Consider the following 18,612-nt stretch of genomic DNA (forward strand, 5'->3'; position numbering starts at 1 on the left):
AAAGCAGATGGCACAGATGCAGTCGGGCCTGCACTACCGCTGTTCATAAATTTTTCTGTTTGTTGTATCTGCGCTTTCTGCTTTGTTTCTGTGCTGTCTGTGTTCCCCCCGCTGTTTCTGTGCAATTGCCGCTCGATGCACAGATCTATCAAAGCACGAAGCCCGGTGCGTCACCATTTGGACGCACCGGGCTTCATCACAACGCAAAGGCGTTGGTTTACTCGTCGCTGCCGCTCGGGAGCTGCGGCACGCCGGTCTTGGCGCTGCCCTGCAGAAGGCCAGCGGAGACGTAGACGGCAAGCTTTTCGCGCGTGTCGATGATGTCGAGGTTGCGCATCGTGAGCTGGCCGATGCGGTCGAGTGGGGAGAAGTATTCCTGCCCCTTCTCCATCGTCAGGCGCTCGGGCTTGTACGTGAGGTTCGGGCTCGACGTGTCCATGATAGAATAGTCGTTGCCACGACGCAGCTCGACGGTCACTTCACCCGTGACGGCCTTGGCCACCCAGCGCTGCGCGCTTTCACGGAGCATCAGCGACTGCGGGTCGAGCCAGCGCCCCTGGTACAGCAGACGACCGAGCTTCTTGCCGTTGATGCGGTACTGCTCGATCGTGTCTTCGTTGTGGATGCCCGTCACCAGGCGCTCGTACGCGATGAACAGCAGCGCCAGGCCCGGAGCCTCGTAGATGCCACGGCTCTTCGCCTCGATGATGCGATTCTCGATCTGGTCGGACATGCCAAGTCCATGACGACCACCGATCACGTTCGCCTCGGTGAACAGATCCAGCGCGCTGCCGAACTCGCGGCCATTGATCGAGACCGGGTACCCTTCCTCGAAGCGGATGGTGACCGTCTCCTTCTCGACCTTCACATCGTCGCGCCAGAACGCCACACCCATGATCGGGTGCACGATGTGCATGCCCTTGTTCAGGAACTCGAGATCCTTCGCCTCGTGTGTCGCGCCGAGGATGTTGGAGTCGGTGGAATACGCCTTCTCCACCGACATCTTGTATTCGAAGCCCGACGCGATGAGGTACTCCGCCATCTCCGTGCGGCCGCCCAGCTCGTCGATGAACTGCTGATCGAGCCACGGCTTGTACACGCGCAGGTTCGGGTTCGTGAGCAGACCATAGCGATAGAATCGCTCGATGTCGTTGCCCTTGAACGTGCTGCCGTCACCCCAGATGTTGACGTCGTCTTCACGCATCGCCGCCACGAGCATCGTGCCCGTGACCGCGCGACCCAGCGGCGTCGTGTTGAAGTACGTCTGTCCCGCCGTGCTCACATGGAATGCGCCGCACTGCAGCGCCGCCAATCCTTCGGCCACCAGCTGTGAACGGCACTCGATGAGGCGCGCCTTCTCCGCGCCGTAGGCCATCGCCTTGCGCGGGATCTCGTCGTAGTCGGACTCGTCCGGCTGGCCGAGGTTGGCGGTGTATGCGTAGGGAACCGCACCCTTCGCGCGCATCCAGTGGAGCGCGGCGCTGGTGTCGAGACCACCGGAGAAAGCGATGCCGACCTTTTCGCCGACAGGGAGACGCTGGAGGATGTTGGCCACGGGAAGTTCTCGGGACGTTCAGTGAGCTCGCGGAACAGCCTCGAAAGTTATCACCGTCACTTGGCCCAGGGAGGCACTGTGCCAAATGGCCCAGGCCCCGTCATACATTCAACCATGGTACATCCCGCGTTTTTCCGGGGTGGACGTGCGTGGCGCTGCGTTGGGCAGCTGCCGGCCGCCGCCCTGATGCTGTCTGTCGTGTTGACGCTGTCCCTTCCCGGGTCCGGCTGGGCACAGGCGTCGGGGACGTCCGTGGCCTCGCCTGCGGGCACCGCCGGTCAGGCACCCACCCGCGCGGCGGGCACCCTGCCGCCCAAACCGCGATCCCGTCAGGCGGATTCCGTGTTCCGGCTCGGCGAGTCCATGGAGCGGGACCAGCCCGTGCCCGCCATGCGGCTCTACCGGGAAGCCGCGGTGCTCGCCGCACAGGGCAACGACTCAGTCACACTAGCCAATGCCCGCTACCGGCTTGGCATCACGTTCTGGGCCCGCAATCTCTACGACAGCGCCCTCGTCTACCTCGATTCGGCGCTCGTCGTGCGCAGGCGCCTCGACGATCCCACCGAACTGGCCCGCGTCTACAACGGCCTCGGTGCCTCGTACTACCAGCTCGGCATCTACGAACCCGCGCTCGAGGCCTTCGTGCAGGCGTTGCGTATTCGCCGCGTTTCGCGTGACAGCATGGGGCTCGCGCGCACGCTGACCAACATCGGCAAGGTGTACCACGACTGGGGCCAGCTCGATCGGGCCCGCGTGACCTTGCAGGAAGCCACGCGGGTAGCGGAACGCGTCCCCAACGGCGCGGCGGCGCTGGGTTATGCGCTCAACAGCCTCGCCATGCTGGAGATCGACCGCGGCAATCTGGCCGAGGCGCGTCAGCTCATCGATCAGTCCATCGGCGCCTACGCGATGCCACATGGCCGCACCTCGCGCGCCGACTCGGTGGAGAGCTGGGAATTCAACGCCACCAGCACGGGCGCCCTGTTGCTGCGTGAGGGACGGGCATCCGAATCCCTCGTCATTCTCGACTCGGTGCTCACATCGGCCAACGATCGCCACAGCGACCGTGCCAAGGCACGCGCCCTGCTGCTGTTGGGCGAAGCGAGCGTGCGCATGGGCAATCCCACCAAGGCCCGCACGCAGTTCACGGAATCGCTGGCCCTTTCACGCATTGTAGGGCAGCGCATCATCGCGCTGGCGGCGCTCGACCATCTCTCCGAACTCGAATACGGCTCAGGCAATGCCCGCGCGGCCGTGGGCTACCTGCGCGCGTATCGCGTGTTGCGGGACACCATCTTCGACCAGGACGCCGCGCTGCGTATCGCGTCGCGCGAAGCCCGCGCCGAAACCGACGCGGCGCTGCAGGCCAATGTGCAACTGCAGGCCCGCGGCGTGGAACAGCAGGTGGTCATCTCACGGCAGCGCAGCACCGTGATCATGGGCAGTGTCATTCTCGCGCTGGTGTCCGCGTTGCTGCTCATGCTGGTGTACACCCAGCGGCGCGAACGCGCGCGCGCATCCGCCCTCAAGGCGGCCAACGCCGAACTGGCCACGGTGAACGAGGAGCTGCGCAACGCCGTCAGCGAAGTGCGCACGCTATCCGGTCTCATTCCGATCTGCGCCAACTGCAAGAAAGTGCGCGACGATCGGGGGTATTGGGAGACCGTGGAAACATTTGTGGCTGAACGTTCGAACGCGACGTTCAGCCACAGTATCTGCCAGAGTTGTGGACCGCAGCTCTATGGCGACCTCTGGCCCGGGTCGCCACAGGGCTGACGGCACATCACCACGTCGTCGCGGCATCATGACGCGACGATCAGATCAGAACTCGATCGTCGTGGACAACCACAGACGACGTCCTTCCTGGTGGTTGTTGTACAGGTTCGTGTAGAGCGTCTGCGTGCCGCTGCGATACGCCGCGTATTCCAGGAAGTCGGTATCGAGCAGGTTGTTCACCGACGCCCGCAAGCTGAGCTGCCGCATCACGCGCACCGAGCCGCCCAGGTGAAACAGGCTGTAGGCGCGGAAGTCGCCCAGCGCATCGGCGGCAGGATTTGCGCCGGCCGACATGCGGCGCGTCCGCGAGCTGCGGTATTCCCCACTCACCCAGCCATCGAGACGGCTGCCGATCGCACCGAACACGCGGCCATTCACCATGTGCTTGGGCGTGTTGCCCAATGGGAAGCCATTGTTCGGGCCGCTGAGCTGTTCGCTGCTGGTGTGCGTGTAGTTCGTGGTCAGCGCCCAGCCCGACACGAGCGGCGCGCGCACGTTCATTTCGATCCCACGCGTCACAGCCTTGTCGACGTTGGTACTCTGGCCAAACGTTTCCTGCGTGGGGAAGCTGCCGTAGTTCACGCACCCCGGCAGGTTCGGCGCACCGGCGAACGTGCAGTTCGCGATGGGCGTGCCCGACGTGATCTTGTCGCGGAATTCGTTGTTGAACGCCGACACACTCGCGTCGAAGCCATTGCCGCCCTGGTAGTACAGACCGAACTCGCTGCTGACGCTCGTTTCGGGACGCAGTCCCGGTGAGCCGATCGACGCCGTGCGACCCTGCGCCGTGAAGCCGATGATGCCGTCCACCAGCTGCTCGAGACGCGGCGTCTTGTAGCCCGCGCTCACACCCGTCTTCACGCTGAGCCTGGGCAGCGCCTTCCATACCGCGTAGGCACGCGGCGATGTGTGCTGACCGAACGCGTCGTGTTCATCGCGGCGCACACCGAGCGTCAGCGCCACATTGCCCGGCAGCGACCACTGATCTTCGGCGAACACCGACCACTGACGCTGCTCGAACGGATCGAGCGCCACACCGTCCACCATCCTGGCATCCCAGAACTGACCGCCCACGGTGAGCAGGTGGCTGCCGAGCACTGTCACGTAGCGCGTGTCGAGCACATTGCTGGTGGACTCGAGCGTGCGCGGCGCACCGGCCGGCTTGTTGGGCACCCCACTCCCCGGCGGGCCGCCCGGCGTGCCACTCGGCAACGTGCGGCCGATGGTGTTGGTGAAGTTGCGCATCAGGCTCGACTCGAGGCGACCACGACCCAGGCGCCAGTTGTGCGAGAGCGCCATCTGATCGCGATTGAAGTGCATCGACGACGCGTAGCCGTTGAACGTCGGCGGCGAGAGGTCCGGGCGATCGAGCGTGCCGAGCTGCGCCTGGTCGTTGTCGTAGCTCTGACGGGCCACGTCCACGTCGAAGGAGACCTCGTGACGCGAGGTGGGCAGCCAGGTGAGGCGCCCGCCGATGGTGTGCACGTTGGAGCCGACGGGGCTCGGACCACGCGTGCTGATCGCGGTGGTGGCGCCCACTTCGCCGGTGGGCTGCAGCTTGGATTCGGCGCGACCCGTGAAGCTGCCACGGAGAGCGAGGTTCACCTTGTTGGCGACCAGCGGACCGGTGGCGTACAGGGTGGAGCCGTAGATGTTGCCGAAGCCTTCCGTTTGCTGGAGCGTGGCATCGGAGGTCATCGAGCCTTCCCAGCGACGGGCGACCTTGCGGGTGATGATGTTGATCACGCCGCCCATGGCATCGGATCCGTACAAGGTGGCCATCGGACCGCGGATGATTTCGATGCGCTCGATGGACGAAACCGGCGGCAGGAAGCTGGTGGACGTTTCGCCGAAGCCGTTGGGGGTGATGGATCCGGCGGTGTTCTGGCGGCGGCCGTCGATCAGGATCAGCGTGTAATCGCTGGGCATGCCGCGAATGCTGATGTTGAGACCACCGGTCTTGCCCTGCGTGTCTCCCACGTCGACGCCTTCGATGCTGCGGAGGGCCTCGGCCAGGCTGGCGTTGCGTTGGCGGAGCATCTCTTCACGGGACAGAACCGTGATGGATGCTGGTGCACTGACGCGCTGCTGTGCTGATCCTGACGCTGAAACGACGACCTGCGACAGGGATTGGGCCGGGCGGGACGTCGTATCCTGCTGCTGGGCGGAGGCCAGAGCAGGCGTGAGAAGAGTCGCGGCCAGAACGGCCGCGGCGCGGGTGCGTGGAGAGTTGTACACGAGAGGGGCGGGTTCTCGGTTCGCTACTTGAGACGAATTCTCAAGAAATACCTCCGCACTTAAACATCCAATCACCGACTGTTCAAGTCGGGATTATTGCGGAGTTGGCTTGAGTATTTCCCGGGGTTGGGAATACCGAGAGTGGACCAGACACCGACTTGCCGGTGCAGCCCGCAGGCTGCAGGATCGAGGGCATGGATCCCTTCGACGCCTCCGCGGCCGGCGGGAACGCAGCCCCGGGACATCAATCGTCCGGCACCGGCGCACCGCGCGCCGTGTCCGGCACACACCTGTTGGTCTGCATCGCCGGCCCCGACCTCCACAAACGCATCCTCGTGGGCGCCACACCGGTGCAACTCGGCACGTCAGCCGACTGCGCCGTACTCAGCGATGATCCCGAAGTGGTGGGAGCGTTCGCCCGTATTCGCCTCGATGGGCAACAGGTGCGTATCGACGCACTGGGCACGCTGCCGCTCTACATCGATGGACACTCCGCATCCACCGTGGTCGCGCGGGGCAGACAGCAGGTGCGCATCGGGCGCTCGTTGTGGGAAGTGCACATCACGGCCACACCCGTTTCCGTGTTCGACTTCGTGAATCGCATGGGCGATCACCTGTCGAATGCCGCCGGCATCGAAAAGCCCGGTGAGTGGAGCGCGCGGGAGATGTTCGCCGATGTCACCAAGAAGCACGAAGACAGCGAGATCGAAGCCAACTTCACCGTCGGTACTGCGCTCACCACACCACAACTCGGTGAGATCGACAGTCGCTGGCCGCGCCCGTGGGTGTTCGTCCGCGTGTGCATCCTGTCGCTGGTGCTCTACTGGGGATTTCTCTTCGCGTGGGATCGTTTCCACAACGTGAATCTCATTCCCGGGCTGATCATGATCGGCTCGGTGGCCATTCCGCTGTCGCTGCTGCTGTTCTTCTTCGAAGTGAATGTCCCACGCAACGTGTCGCTGTATCAGGTGATCCGGTTGCTGTTCACCGGCGGACTCGTGTCCATCATCGTGTCGTTGTTCCTCTTCGACATGACGGAGAGCCTGTCCAATTGGCTGGGAGCGGCCAGCGCCGGCATCGTCGAAGAAACGGGCAAGGTGCTCACGCTCCTCTTGGTGGTGCGCGACAAACGATTCCGCTGGACACTCAACGGCTTGCTGCTGGGCGCCACGGTGGGCGCGGGCTTCGCGATCTTCGAGTCGGCGGGGTATGCGCTGCGCGCGGCTCTCGGTCCCGGCGGCGACGTGGCCATGCGCGACACCATCATGAGTCGCGGCGTGCTCACACTGCTGGGTGGTCACGTGCTGTGGACCGGACTCACCGGCGCGGCACTGTGGCGTGTGCGCGAGGACAAGCCGTTTGATCGCGCCATGTTCGGCGACGTGCGATTTCTGCGTGTGCTGGGCGTGACCATGGTGCTGCACATGCTGTGGAACGCCGACTTTGCGCTGCCCATCGTGGGCTACTACGGCAAGTTCCTGGTGCTCGGAGCGGCCACCTGGCTGCTGGTGCTCGGCATGATCCAGAGTGGCCTCAGGCAGGTGCGCGAAGCGCAGGCCCAGGAGGCGATCCGGCGGTCTGGACAGATGGAGGCGCAGGTGATCCCCATCTCGGCGGCGATGGGCGGTGCACACAGCGGTGGCGCGATCGCGTAGATGGGTGCGCGTCCGATAAGCGTGTTGCCGACGCGTCTTGCGGGTGCGTCTTGAAGACCGGCGTCTCCCGACGTTGCTTCAGGTCATGACCTCATCGCTCTCGCTTCCGACCCCGCTGGTGAGCACCGACTGGCTCGCCGAACACCTCGATCATCCGCTGCTTCGCGTGGTGGACGCGAGCTGGTACATGGCCGCCTCGGGCCGGAAAGGCGGTGAAGACTTCGGCACCGCGCACATTCCCGGCGCCGTCTATGCCGACATCGACTGGTTGAGCGACGAGAAGGCGCCGTACCCGCACACCTTGCCATCGCCCGATGTGCTGGCCAGCAAGCTTGGAGCGTTGGGCATTGGCAATGCCCACGCCGTGGTGGTGTACGATGGATCGGGGCAGCATTTCAGTGCGCCGCGCTTGTGGTACATGCTGCGCGCACTGGGGCACGAGTCTGTCGCGGTGCTCGACGGCGGCTTCGTCAAGTGGCGCGCCGAAGGACGTGCGGTGAGCAGCGAGGCGCCATCGATTGCGGCAACCACCTTCGTGCCACAACTCGACGCAGCGCGGTGGCGCGATATCACCAGCATGCGTGCCAATGTGGACTCGCACGCCGAACAGGTGGTGGATGCACGTTCGCCGGGCCGATTCAGTGCCGAAGAAGCGGAGCCGCGGGCCGGTGTGCGTGGCGGGCACATTCCGGGTGCGAAGAACGCGCACTATGCATCACTGGTGCAGGCGAACGGTGAAATGCTGTCGCCCGATGCCCTGCGTGCACGGTTTGCCGATGCGGGGCTCAATCTCGATGCGCCCATCGTGTGCAGTTGTGGCAGCGGCATCACGGCGTGCGCCGTGGCCCTGGGCCTCGAAGTGGCCGGCGCGAAGCAGGTGGCCGTGTATGATGGCAGCTGGACCGAATGGGGCAGCCAGCAGGACACCCCTGTGGAAACCGGCAGCGCGCGATAAACGCGCACTGCCGGTCGGCACACTTGCACATGTTTTCACGGGGCCCTTTCATGGGCCCCGTTGCACAGGTGTCACTTGATCTGGGCGTCCACGCTGAAGCGTCCCGGGCCGGCCAGGAAGATGGCCGCAAATGCACCGAGGAACAGGAACGGCATTTCGCCGTTGCCTTCGCCGGTGAGCTTGCCACCATGTGCGAAGAAGAATGCCGTGGCCATCGTGATGATCACGCTCAGTGCGGCCCAACGCGTGGCCAGTCCGACCACGACGAGCAATGCGCCAATCACTTCGGCCGCCGTGGCCAGTGCGAGCGACGGACCCGCGCCAAGTCCGAACGGATCGGCGAACTGCACCGGGTCTGCCGACAGGCGGGCGATCTTGCCCCAGCCATGCAGCACACACAACGACAGGCCGAACCACACACGCAACAGCAACAGTGCGAGATCGGGCTGCAGGGCAACCGCTTCGAGACGGAGCAGGGAACGCACACGCGACATAGGTGATCTCGCTGGAGTGGGTGTGACTACGTATGAATACCTAATAAGAGCGGAAACGCTGGACGCTGACTGCTGCTAGCTCAACGCATTCAACAAGCGTTCGATGTCGGCCATGTCATTGTACACCGATGGTGAGATGCGCAACCAGTGCGGCGCAAGTCGTACGTTGATCTTCGCCGCCGCCAGGCGCTTGGGCACATCGCTTTCCATGAGCCCTTGTTTCGCGAAGGTGACAATGCCGCCCGTTGTATTGGATGGTGTCATGGCGCGATAGCCGAGGCGTGGCATTTCCTGTTGCAGCCGGCGAATAAGCGGCAGACGATGCGCCTGAATGTTGGCCACACCCAAGGCCTGCACATACGTGAGTGAACTCGCGAGCAGCGCCACACCGACTTCACTGCTGCCGGTGAGTGAACCCATCTCGAAGAAGCCCGCGGCACTACGCGCAAACCCGTACGTGACGGCGTTGTATTCGCCAGCAGGCATGTACGGCGGCACATGCTGATCGATGGCCGATGCCTGATAGTAGCTGTGCACCGGCCTGGTGAGGCGATCCCAGATGGCCTCCCGTGCATAGAGAAAGCCCAGCCCGAAGTCGCCCATCAGCCACTTGAAGCTCGAACACGCTGCGAAGTCGATGCCGCTGGCGTGAATATCCAACGGCTCGGCGCCCGCGGCGTGTACGATGTCCACATAGACCAGCGCACCGTGCGCATGGGCCATGTCGGCTACGGCCTTGAGATCATGCTGGAAGCCGTTGTACATCGCGGTGGCCGTGATCTCCACCAGCTTGGTGTTGCGATCGATGAGACGCTCGAGATCGTGCAGATCGATGCGTGCATCGGCAGTGGGGCGCGCCACCCGCACATCGAGTCCGCGCTTCTTGAGCTCATTGAGATTCATGAGCGCACCTTCGAAGTGCAGACCGTCGGTCACCACATTGCCATCGCGTCGGTGATCGAGTTCGAGCGCACGAACTACCAGATTTTCGCCGGCACTGGTGCTGGAGACATGCGCGATCTCGGTGGGCTTGGCGTTGATGAGCTGCGCAAACAGCGCACGCGGTGTGGGCGCGCCACTGGGCGCCGGAATGGCGCCGCGCATCAGGCCACGTTTTTCAGCCGCCACGCGCGCAGCGTCCACGGACACGCGCGGAATGGGATGTGTATACGCCGCGTTGAGGTAGGTCGCGCCGTCCTCAATGGCAAAGTCGGCTTTGCGGGGAAATGTCGGCGGCTGGCTGGGCATCACAGCGACCAGCGGCGCGTGATCGTGGCGGCCGGCCGACGCCCCACCGATCCATGGCGAGAGAGCGGCGCCACCCAACACGCCGAGCATTTCGCGGCGGCCGATGTCCGCCGTGGGCTGTGCGCTATGGGCTGTGTGTGGATTCTGTGGCATGACGCAATTCTCGGGATTGGCGCGCAGCTCGGCAATACTCGCCAATGCGGCGGTCGGCCTTTACGCGAGTGCGATCGTGGGTTCACGTATGCACATGGCTCTTTCCCGTCGAGATACCCTGGCCCAGCTGGGCGCCCTGTTTGGCCTGTCAGCGCTACCGGCCCAGGGACCGCATGCCGTGGAGCGATTCATGGCGCTGTTGGCAGGTGATGTGAGCGCATCGGACGCGCAGGACGATCCCCTGCGTGGTACCATCGCTGCCTACCAGGCGGGTCGTGTGCGCGGCGGCTATACGGCGGCGGAGATCACCACCCGGGCGCTCGAGCGGGCCAGGGCGCTGGGCACGACGTACCATGCCGTGGACCTGCTGGCGGATTCGGCACTGGACGAAGCGCGTGCATCGGACGCCCGACTGCGGCAGAAGGCGCTGCGCGGCGCGCTGGATGGCGTGCCGCTCTTCGCCAAGTCCATCTATGACATGAAGGGGCTACCTACCACGGCCTCGAGCGCGGCATGGGCGCAGCTCTTTCCGCAGTTGGTGCAGCGGGACGCTCTCGAGGTGCAACGGCTGCGCGCCGCCGGCGCCGTGTTGCTTGGCAAGACCGTGGCCGATGATTTTGCGTACCGCGGCAACGGCACGAGCTCACTGAGTGGCCAAGTGCGCAATCCGCACGACCGCGCGGGGCAACGCACGCCCGGTGGTTCGAGTGCAGGATCGGCCGTGGTGGTGGCGTGTGGCGGCGCGTTCGCCGCGCTGGGCACCGACGACGGTGGATCGAATCGTATTCCGGCGCAGTTCACCGGCGTGGTGGGTGTGAAGCCCACGTTCGGCCTCGTGCCACGCACCGGTGTGATTCCCACCTGGCCGGTGCTCGACACGCACGGCCCCCTCGCACGTTCGGTGGCTGATGCGGCGCTCATGCTCGATGCCATTGCCGGTCCGGATACCACGGACGGTCTCGCGCGCACGACGCCATATACGCGCGGCGCACTCGCGGCACTGCGTGCCGATGCATTGCGTGGTGCGCGCCTGGGGTTGGTGGAGTTTCATGTGCCGCGCACGCAGATGACCTCCGACGCGGTGCGTGTCTTCGATCAGGCCATTGCCGATTGCAGCACCGCGGGTGCAATCGTGGAGCCGTTCAACGCGCCGGTGCATCGTGCCAATGTGCGCGAGCTTCTGAATGCCGCGTCCAAAGCGCGTGGTGATGTCGTGCCAAACGACAATGCGCCGGCACCAACCGCCAATGCGCTGCTGCGCTACTTCACGGGTCAGGTGGCAGCGCAGGGTGGCTCGATGGACGATGCCCGGGCGATGGTGCGCCGCGGGCACACGGCCTTTCGCGCGTTCTATGATGTATTGCCGTCCACATGGGATGCGATGGCAACGCTCATGGAGCAGCCATACGAACAGGACGCCGCCAGTCGATCGTTTTTGCGCTCACGGGATACGTTGGTCGCCGAGCTCGCAGCGGCGATGTCGGCTCAACGCCTCGATGTGATGGTGTATCCCACGATGCCGTTTGGCGCCCCATTGGCGAGCGATCGTTGGCCCGATGTGCGCACCACGCTGGGCTACGGCAATGCGCTGGGGCTGCCCGAGGTGTCGGTACCCGCAGGCTACGATGCACTGGGTATGCCGACAGGAAACATCTCCTTTGTCGGATTGCCGGGCAGCGATGCACGACTGCTGTCGCTGGCTCATGCATACGAGCAAGCATCGAAGCGGTTCGTGGCGCCGCCGGCCTGATCGACATTGCCATCAGGGTGACGGGCGGCACACAATCCGCGGCAATGCGGCAAAATGTGATGAATCCAGCCGGTGAGCGATCGGCGTAGCCATGGGTCCGTACGACCAAACACTCCATGTCTGGAGGATTCCATGGCTCAACGTCCTGCAATGCACATCGCCGACGCCGGCCTGCTCGCCACTCCGCGCACGCGCCGGGACATGCTGCGGCTGATGGCACTGGGCGGGACCGCCGTTTTTCTGCCCAGCATGCTCGCCGCATGCTCGGATGACAACGACGGCATGACCGGCCCGACCCCGGGCGGTGGCAACACGCTCACGATCGATTTCTCCAAGGGCGACATCGCGGTGCTGCAGTTCGCGTATGCGCTCGAGCAACTGGAGGCTGACTTCTATACACGCGTCGTCGACCGCTTCAGCAGCTCGAACATCCCCACCGCTGAGCGCACGTTGCTCACCGATATCCGCAACCACGAGATCGCGCACCGCGAGTTTCTCAAGGCGGCACTCGGCGCCACCAACGGCTTCACGCTCACCGCGACGTATCCGAACATCAACTTCGAAGACCGCACGTCGGTGTTGAATGCCGCGCGCACATTCGAGGACCTGGGTGTCGCCGCGTACAATGGCGCCGGCCAGTACCTCACCAATGCCGCGAACCTCACCATCGCCGGCAAGATCGTGTCGGTGGAAGCACGGCATGCCTCGGCCATTCGCGACCTGATCTCGCCAAAGACCAACGCCTTCTCGCCGTCGGCGTTCGACGATGTGTTCAGCCCGGGCAAGGTGGCGGCCGCGGCGCAGGGCTTCGTGGTGGACAAGCTGGCCTTTGCCAACGCCCCGACGGCGTTTGTGCAGGGTCCCAACAACAACGGCTGAGGATCGAACCATGCCCATCTATTCGACCAAGAGCGCGATGCTGGCAGCCGATCCTGCGGACGTGCTGGATGTCCTCCAGTTTGCGCTGCTGCTCGAGCATCTCGAAGCCGACTTCTATACGCGCGGCATGGCGGCGTCGGGTCTCATTCCCACGGAAGACCGCGTCCTGTTCGGCACCATCCGTGATCATGAAACCACGCACGTGACAGCGCTGCAGGGACTCATCACTGCGCGTGGGGCCACACCCGTGGCCAAGCCGACGTTCGACTACACGGCCAAGGGCGCGTTGCCCGGCTTCAACTTCGGCGCCACACAGTACGAAACGTTCAAGGCGCTGGCCATGGCCTTCGAGGACACCGGCGTGCGCGCCTACAAGGGGCAAGTCGGTCGTCTCATGACTGAGAAAGGTGTGCTCAACGCGGCCCTGGCCATTCACAGCGTCGAAGCGCGGCACGCCGCCGAGGTGCGGAGGCTGCGTGGAAAGAAAGGATGGATCACGGGTAACAGCCGTGACGACCTTCCCGCCTTCACGCAGGGCATCTATGATGGCGAGGATACACTGACACAGGGCGGGGTCGCCATTGCGTCGCTTCCCAATGCCAGCACTTTTGGGGGAGCGACGGGTGGATCTGAAGCCTTCGACGAGCCACTGACGAAGGAACAGGTCACTGCGATCATCCTGCCGTTCCTTCCCTGACCGCCACTCTCGTTGCCGATGCGTGTCCGCATCGGCAGCGCATCGAGCGCTTCACATACATGACCGATCTCCGTACCGCACGCGAAGGTGCCTTGCTGGAGGGGATGCGCCGCGGCGAGCAGGAAGCCGCTGCGGCGCTGTATGACATGTACAGCCCCATGCTGCTCGCACTGGCCCTGCGTATCTGCGGTCAACAACCGGACGCCGAAGAAGTCGTCCTCGATACGTTCATGCAAGCGTGGCGCGATGCGCATCGATATGATGCCAGTCGCGCCACAGTTGCAGGGTGGCTGACCACCATCGCCCGTTCCCGCGCACTCGACCTCGTGCGGGCGCGCGTGCGACGACAGCACGCCACCGATGCCGCCCAACTACGGCAGGTGGATGAGCCCATGATCACCAGCACGCCGTTGGCCGATTCGGTGCTCGAACACGCGGAAGAAGGGGCCGCGGTCCGCCGCGCCATGGCCCAGCTTTCGGACAAACAGCGCTGCGTGATCGAGATGGCCTTTTACGAAGGCCTTACGCATGCCGAAATTGCGACACGACTGATGGAACCGCTCGGCACGATCAAGACACGCATTCGGCTGGGAATGATGAGACTTCGCGACACCCTCGGCCCTCTCGCTCTGGGAGGCCAATCGTGACGCCATTCACCATCGACGACGCGCGCGCACTCCTGCCCGCGTTTGCACTCGACGCGCTGGACCCGCCCGAACGGCAGGCCATGCTCGACGCGTTGCAGCGCTTCCCGGAACTGCACGCCGAACTGGATACGTTCGTGAAGACCGTTCATACGCTGGGCACATCGGAGACTGTCATGCCAGCCCCTGGGCTGCGCGATCGCTTCCTGCAGCGGCTGGCGACGGCAGACCCGGATGCGCCACCGACTGATGCGGCGCCTGCGATGGCTGCGTCGTCGGGAGATCGCCTGCAGCATCGGTCAACGCATCGTCCGTCTGCGCGACGCCCCCTGTGGCGTCGTGTCGCGCCGCTGCTGGTCACGGCGGCGCTGGCCGCTACGGTGGTCGTGCTGGTGCGCTCCCAGGCGTCGCTGCGCAACGAACTCGACGCCGCGCGGCTCGCGTACACCAAGGGACAGTCGACCATCGCCGAGCGGGATCAGGCGCTGGCCGAGAAGGAGGCCGTGCTCCGTACGCTGCTGGGTGGTGGTGATGCGCTGCTGGTGGTGAACATGGGTGTACCCAATGCCACCGGTCCTGGCATGCAGTTCTTCTGGAATGTGAAGGACGGACGCGGTGTGTTGCACGCATTCCGTCTGCCGCAGACCGCACAGGGACGTGCCTATCAGCTGTGGCTCATCCGCGATGGCCAACCCGTGCCGTCGCGCGTGTTCACGCCGGATGGCGATGGCAGCACCACACTGTTCGATATCGAGTTGCCGCAGTCCACAACGGGTGTCACCGCTGTTGCCGTGACCGAAGAACCCGCAGGCGGATCGAAGTTGCCCACCACACAGCCGTTCCTCGTGGGCACCGTCTCCACACGATCGCAATAGCCCCGCACATCACGATCATCTCGGAAGAAATCCGACCATCGATGTTCGACGTAGCTCCGGTACAGGTTCGCACCAACAACCACTCGTACCGGAGCTTCTTCATGAAACACGTTGCTGTTGCCATGACCGCGCTCATGCTGCTGAGCGCACCGCTTTCCGCGCAGGGGACCGTGATGGTCGGCGGCATGGCGATGTATCCCTCCAAGGACATCGTCGACAACGCCGTCAACTCCAAGGATCACACCACACTCGTGGCCGCGGTGAAGGCGGCGGGTCTGGTGGAGACCCTCAAGAGCAAGGGACCGTTCACCGTATTCGCACCGGTGAATGCGGCATTCGCTGCGCTGCCCGCAGGCACGGTGGACATGCTGCTCGAGCCGAAGAACAAGGCCAAGCTCACCGGCATACTCACGTACCATGTGGTGCCTGGCACCCTGGACGCTGCCGCACTGGAAGCGAAGGTGAAGGCCGGTGGCGGCAAGGCGATGCTCAAGACGGTGGCGGGCGGACAGCTCACCGTGAGCATGAACGGACCGCGCAACCTCGTGGTCATGGATGAAGCGGGCAACACGGCGCACATCTCCACCTACGACGTGCGTCAGTCGAACGGTGTGATTCACGTGATCGACCACGTGCTGATGCCGAAGATGTAACCGCCCGCGTCGTGGGAGAAGCGCCTGAGGGCGGCAGCGAAATGCTGCCGCCCTCAGTGCTCCTGCCAGGACGCCGTGAGATCATCGAACGCCGGCACCACGCTCAGTGCACCGAGCGTGATGGCAAGCGGGATGGTCGCCGCATAGCCAAGACGCTGAAATCCGATGGCGCCCAGCACACCGCCCAGGAAGAATGCCAGCAGTAGTGATGCCAGCAGACGCATGCGCGTCCGATCGGCGCGCACGGGAAGCAATCCGGCATCGGGCGCATTCATATACAACAAGCGTCCCAGTTCGATGCCCAGGTCCGTCACCATGCCGGTCACGTGGGTGGTGCGGATGACCGAGCGGGAAATCTTGGTGATCACCGCATTCTGCAGCCCCATCATGAAACACAGCAGCATGATGGTGAGCGGGACGAAAAGCCCCGCAATGTGCGCCAGGCGTGCACCGAGCACACCGAAAAGCAACATCAGCAGCGCCTCGAGGAGCAACGGCGTGGCATAGACGCTGCGCCACTGCCGACGATGGCCGAAGTTCACGAGCAGTGCGCACACCGCGGCGCCCACCAGAAACGACACCAGCGCCCCGACCGCACTGAGCGCCACCGCCCACGCGCGCAACACCACGGCGTCGGCGAGCGACGAGAGAATGCCCGTCATGTGCGACGTGTACTGGCGCACCGCCAGAAAGGCGCCGGCGTTGGTCGCACCCGCCACGAAGGCGAGCGTCATACCCAGCAACCGGTCGGCGGCATGTGTGCGCTCACGCCCCGTCAGCCGGCGGGCCAGATCGAGAGGCATGATGAAAGATAGCTCTTCCCGGCACTGACCGAATAGGTTTGGGAAACACCCGCTCCGTCCCACTCACGTCCCCGTCGATGCGTCGCACCATCCGGTTGCTGCCAGCGGCTTTGCCGCTCGCTTTTGCACTCACCCTTCTGCCGGCTGTCGCCCCCACGCTGGGCGCCCAGGAGAAGGAAGACCGCACACTGCTCAATTGGGAGCAGATGCGCGCCATCATCATGGAAGCATCGGGCGAGCGCGCGATGCATCACGTGATGGAATTCGTGCCCTACCAGCGCGTCCGTCAGGCCGCCGAATACACCACCGGCCCGTTCCGCGAAAGCCGCGCCACGGTGGACATGGCCAGGCAGTACGGCTACTCGTCGGCCAACATCGAGACGTTTCCGTCGGCCGCGTTGTGGCAGCCGTCCAAGGGACAGCTGTGGGTCTCCGAAAAGAACGGCCCGCGCAAGCTGCACGACATTTTCGACACGCCCGTCGCACTTGGCACCAACACACCCACCGGTGATGTGTCCGGTGAGCTGATCGACGTGGGCAATGGCAGCCGCCCCGAAGACTTTGCCGGCAAGGATGTGAAGGGCAAGGTCGTCATGGGCAGTGCGCCGCTCAACACGCTGCAGCGCATGGCTGTGTTCGAGCGCGGCGCTGTGGGCGTGTTGTCGTGGAATTCCATGCGTCCCATCCAGCAGCCCGACATCATGGTGTCGTCGGCCATCGTCGCCGGTGGCATGGTGGGTGGCAACTCCGGCTTTGGCTGGCTGGTGACCACGCGTCAGGCGCGCGATCTGCAGGTGCGTCTCGAGCGCGGTGAGCAGATCACCGTGCGCTCGGTGGTGGAATCGCAGACGTTCCCGGGCCGCCAGGAAGTCATCCATCTCACCATCGATGGCGACGGCAGCACCAATCAGGACGTGATCGTTTCGGCGCACATCTTCGAAGGGCTCATCAAGCAGGGCGCGAACGACGACAACTCGGGCGCAGCGCTCATTCTCGAAATGGGCCGCACGTACATCGAGCTGATCAAGGCCGGCAAGCTGCCCAAGCCCAAGCGCACGATTCACTTCCTGTTCGTGCAGGAAATCGCGGGCACCAATGCGTGGCTCAACGCGCATCCCGACGTGAAGAAGCGCATCATCGCGGACCTCAACTACGACATGGAGGGGCTGCGACTCACCACTGCCGGCGCCACGTGGTTGCTCATGCGCTCGCCCGACTCGTTCCCGTCGTTCCTGAACGACATCTGCCAGAACTTCATGGAGTTCGTTTCCGAGATCACGCGTGAACGCGTGCGCTATCGCCACAATGGCTATGCGCCCGCACTCGATGTGCTCTCGCCGAATGGCAGCCGCGATCCGTTCTACATCAAGATCGACAAGTACTACGGCGCGTCCGATCATGCGACGTACATGCAGCATGGTATCCCGGCCGTGATCTTCAATACGTGGCCGGACCCGTGGTATCACTCATCGCAGGACACGCCCGACAAGCTCGACCCGACGCAGTTCAAGCGCGCCGCCGTGGTCAGTGTGGGTGCCATGACCGTACTCGCGTCGGCGGACGACAACATGGCCCTCCGTGTAGCGGCCGATGTGCTGGGCCGCGGCGCCGAGCGCATGGCGGCCAATCAGCGCAAGGGGCTGAGTTACATCGGTGACATCACCAGCGCCGACCAGCTCGCGCAGGCGTATACCGATGCCAAGGCCACCGTGCGTCACCAGGCCAACATCGAGAAGTCGGTGATCAAGTCGGTGAGTGTGCTGTTTGCCGATCCAGCCGCCGCCGAAAAGCGCCTGACGGCCACGTACATCCCGCTCATCGATGCACGCGCCGCATCACTGCAGGCCGAAGTGAAGGCCACGTACACCATGGCCGCAGCCAACTGGAAGGTGGCCGCCACCGAGCCTGCCATGTCGGCGCTCGAGCTGGAAGCCGGCCGTACGCTGGTGCAGCGCACGCCGCCGGCCGCCGGTGCGGCACCGGCGGGTCCTGGTGGTGGTGGTGGTGGTGGTGCCCGTCCGGCGCCCACGCCGACGCGCATCCCACAGCACATGACCAGTGAGCTCAACGCGGTGGTGGGCCGCGGCATGTCCATACTGGATATCCGCGACTTCATCTCCGGGCAGTTCGAACCGGTGCCACTCCAGGATGTGTGGGATCACATCAAGAACATGGAGAAGGCGGGGACGGTGACGCTCACGAATGGTCCGGTGAGACGAACCCGCTAGTTCGGGGGT

General features: G+C 64.4%; 15 protein-coding genes. 10 read left to right on the forward strand and 5 right to left on the reverse strand.

What is annotated here, in order from left to right; translation table 11 throughout:
* Window positions 1–217: 217 nt before the first annotated feature.
* Window positions 218–1,555 carry an argininosuccinate synthase gene (argG, locus tag VGE27_RS17445; protein WP_331050958.1) on the reverse strand — a complete coding sequence of 446 codons (1,338 nt, stop codon included), beginning with the start codon at window positions 1,553–1,555 and terminating at the stop codon, window positions 218–220.
* 186 nt (window positions 1,556–1,741) lie between these two features.
* Between argG and VGE27_RS17450 the strand changes: the two genes are divergently transcribed.
* Window positions 1,742–3,331: a tetratricopeptide repeat protein gene (locus VGE27_RS17450; protein ID WP_331050959.1), complete on the forward strand. Its 1,590-nt coding sequence runs from the start codon at window positions 1,742–1,744 to the stop codon at window positions 3,329–3,331.
* Window positions 3,332–3,376: 45 nt separating this feature from the next.
* On the opposite strand, the gene VGE27_RS17455 is transcribed toward VGE27_RS17450, so the two are convergent.
* On the reverse strand, window positions 3,377–5,569 hold the full coding sequence (locus VGE27_RS17455) for a TonB-dependent receptor domain-containing protein (RefSeq protein ID WP_331050960.1): 2,193 nt from the start codon (window positions 5,567–5,569) through the stop codon (window positions 3,377–3,379).
* A gap of 194 nt (window positions 5,570–5,763) precedes the next feature.
* Here VGE27_RS17455 and VGE27_RS17460 point away from each other — a divergent pair, with 194 nt between their 5' ends.
* Together VGE27_RS17460 and sseA are read left to right on the forward strand one after the other, a co-directional pair.
* Window positions 5,764–7,224, forward strand: a complete 1,461-nt coding sequence (locus tag VGE27_RS17460) for a PrsW family glutamic-type intramembrane protease (protein WP_331050961.1) — start codon at window positions 5,764–5,766, stop codon at window positions 7,222–7,224.
* Between the two features lie 85 nt (window positions 7,225–7,309).
* Window positions 7,310–8,179 (forward strand): 3-mercaptopyruvate sulfurtransferase, encoded by an 870-nt coding sequence (sseA, locus tag VGE27_RS17465; RefSeq protein WP_331050962.1) that lies wholly within the window; start codon window positions 7,310–7,312, stop codon window positions 8,177–8,179.
* Window positions 8,180–8,250: 71 nt separating this feature from the next.
* Here the strand turns inward: sseA and VGE27_RS17470 are convergent, their stop codons facing one another.
* Window positions 8,251–8,673 carry a DoxX family protein gene (locus VGE27_RS17470; RefSeq protein WP_331050963.1) on the reverse strand — a complete coding sequence of 141 codons (423 nt, stop codon included), beginning with the start codon at window positions 8,671–8,673 and terminating at the stop codon, window positions 8,251–8,253.
* Between the two features lie 75 nt (window positions 8,674–8,748).
* Entirely contained in the window at window positions 8,749–10,074 is a 1,326-nt protein-coding gene (locus VGE27_RS17475) for an aminotransferase class V-fold PLP-dependent enzyme (RefSeq protein ID WP_331050964.1), read from the reverse strand.
* Here VGE27_RS17475 and VGE27_RS17480 point away from each other — a divergent pair.
* The 6 genes from VGE27_RS17480 (at window position 10,073) to VGE27_RS17505 (ending at window position 15,572) form a co-directional block, all read left to right on the forward strand.
* Window positions 10,073–11,824 (forward strand): amidase, encoded by a 1,752-nt coding sequence (locus VGE27_RS17480; RefSeq protein ID WP_331050965.1) that lies wholly within the window; start codon window positions 10,073–10,075, stop codon window positions 11,822–11,824. The genes VGE27_RS17475 and VGE27_RS17480 overlap by 2 nt on opposite strands.
* Before the next feature lie 132 nt (window positions 11,825–11,956).
* Entirely contained in the window at window positions 11,957–12,703 is a 747-nt protein-coding gene (locus tag VGE27_RS17485; protein ID WP_331050966.1) for a ferritin-like domain-containing protein, read from the forward strand.
* A 10-nt stretch (window positions 12,704–12,713) separates the two neighbouring features.
* On the forward strand, window positions 12,714–13,400 hold the full coding sequence (locus VGE27_RS17490; RefSeq protein ID WP_331050967.1) for a ferritin-like domain-containing protein: 687 nt from the start codon (window positions 12,714–12,716) through the stop codon (window positions 13,398–13,400).
* Window positions 13,401–13,459: 59 nt separating this feature from the next.
* Entirely contained in the window at window positions 13,460–14,047 is a 588-nt protein-coding gene (locus VGE27_RS17495) for a sigma-70 family RNA polymerase sigma factor (RefSeq protein WP_331050968.1), read from the forward strand.
* Window positions 14,044–14,919, forward strand: coding sequence for an anti-sigma factor (locus tag VGE27_RS17500; RefSeq protein ID WP_331050969.1), 876 nt, complete (start codon window positions 14,044–14,046; stop codon window positions 14,917–14,919). Before VGE27_RS17495 ends, VGE27_RS17500 begins: the two co-directional genes overlap by 4 nt.
* 122 nt (window positions 14,920–15,041) lie before the next feature.
* Entirely contained in the window at window positions 15,042–15,572 is a 531-nt protein-coding gene (locus VGE27_RS17505; protein ID WP_345788037.1) for a fasciclin domain-containing protein, read from the forward strand.
* 53 nt (window positions 15,573–15,625) lie between these two features.
* Here VGE27_RS17505 and VGE27_RS17510 read toward each other — a convergent pair whose 3' ends face one another.
* Complete coding sequence (locus VGE27_RS17510; RefSeq protein WP_331050971.1) at window positions 15,626–16,375, reverse strand: YoaK family protein; 750 nt, start codon at window positions 16,373–16,375, stop codon at window positions 15,626–15,628.
* A 77-nt stretch (window positions 16,376–16,452) separates the two neighbouring features.
* Between VGE27_RS17510 and VGE27_RS17515 the strand changes: the two genes are divergently transcribed.
* Entirely contained in the window at window positions 16,453–18,603 is a 2,151-nt protein-coding gene (locus VGE27_RS17515) for a M28 family peptidase (RefSeq protein WP_331050972.1), read from the forward strand.
* Window positions 18,604–18,612: the final 9 nt, after the last annotated feature.

This window comes from Gemmatimonas sp., from assembly GCF_036405635.1.
GTDB lineage: Bacteria > Gemmatimonadota > Gemmatimonadetes > Gemmatimonadales > Gemmatimonadaceae > Gemmatimonas.

Bases quoted from the DNA above. Each gene is read 5' to 3' on its own strand.
- VGE27_RS17450 (WP_331050959.1), top strand. From the start codon at position 1,742: ATGCTGTCTGTCGTGTTGACGCTGTCCCTTCCCGGGTCCGGCTGGGCA.
- VGE27_RS17460 (WP_331050961.1), top strand. From the start codon at position 5,764: ATGGATCCCTTCGACGCCTCCGCGGCCGGCGGGAACGCAGCCCCGGGA.
- sseA (WP_331050962.1), top strand. From the start codon at position 7,310: ATGACCTCATCGCTCTCGCTTCCGACCCCGCTGGTGAGCACCGACTGG.
- VGE27_RS17470 (WP_331050963.1), bottom strand. From the start codon at position 8,673: ATGTCGCGTGTGCGTTCCCTGCTCCGTCTCGAAGCGGTTGCCCTGCAG.
- VGE27_RS17480 (WP_331050965.1), top strand. From the start codon at position 10,073: ATGACGCAATTCTCGGGATTGGCGCGCAGCTCGGCAATACTCGCCAAT.
- VGE27_RS17475 (WP_331050964.1), bottom strand. From the start codon at position 10,074: ATGCCACAGAATCCACACACAGCCCATAGCGCACAGCCCACGGCGGAC.
- VGE27_RS17485 (WP_331050966.1), top strand. From the start codon at position 11,957: ATGGCTCAACGTCCTGCAATGCACATCGCCGACGCCGGCCTGCTCGCC.
- VGE27_RS17490 (WP_331050967.1), top strand. From the start codon at position 12,714: ATGCCCATCTATTCGACCAAGAGCGCGATGCTGGCAGCCGATCCTGCG.
- VGE27_RS17495 (WP_331050968.1), top strand. From the start codon at position 13,460: ATGACCGATCTCCGTACCGCACGCGAAGGTGCCTTGCTGGAGGGGATG.
- VGE27_RS17505 (WP_345788037.1), top strand. From the start codon at position 15,042: ATGACCGCGCTCATGCTGCTGAGCGCACCGCTTTCCGCGCAGGGGACC.
- VGE27_RS17510 (WP_331050971.1), bottom strand. From the start codon at position 16,375: ATGCCTCTCGATCTGGCCCGCCGGCTGACGGGGCGTGAGCGCACACAT.
- VGE27_RS17515 (WP_331050972.1), top strand. From the start codon at position 16,453: ATGCGTCGCACCATCCGGTTGCTGCCAGCGGCTTTGCCGCTCGCTTTT.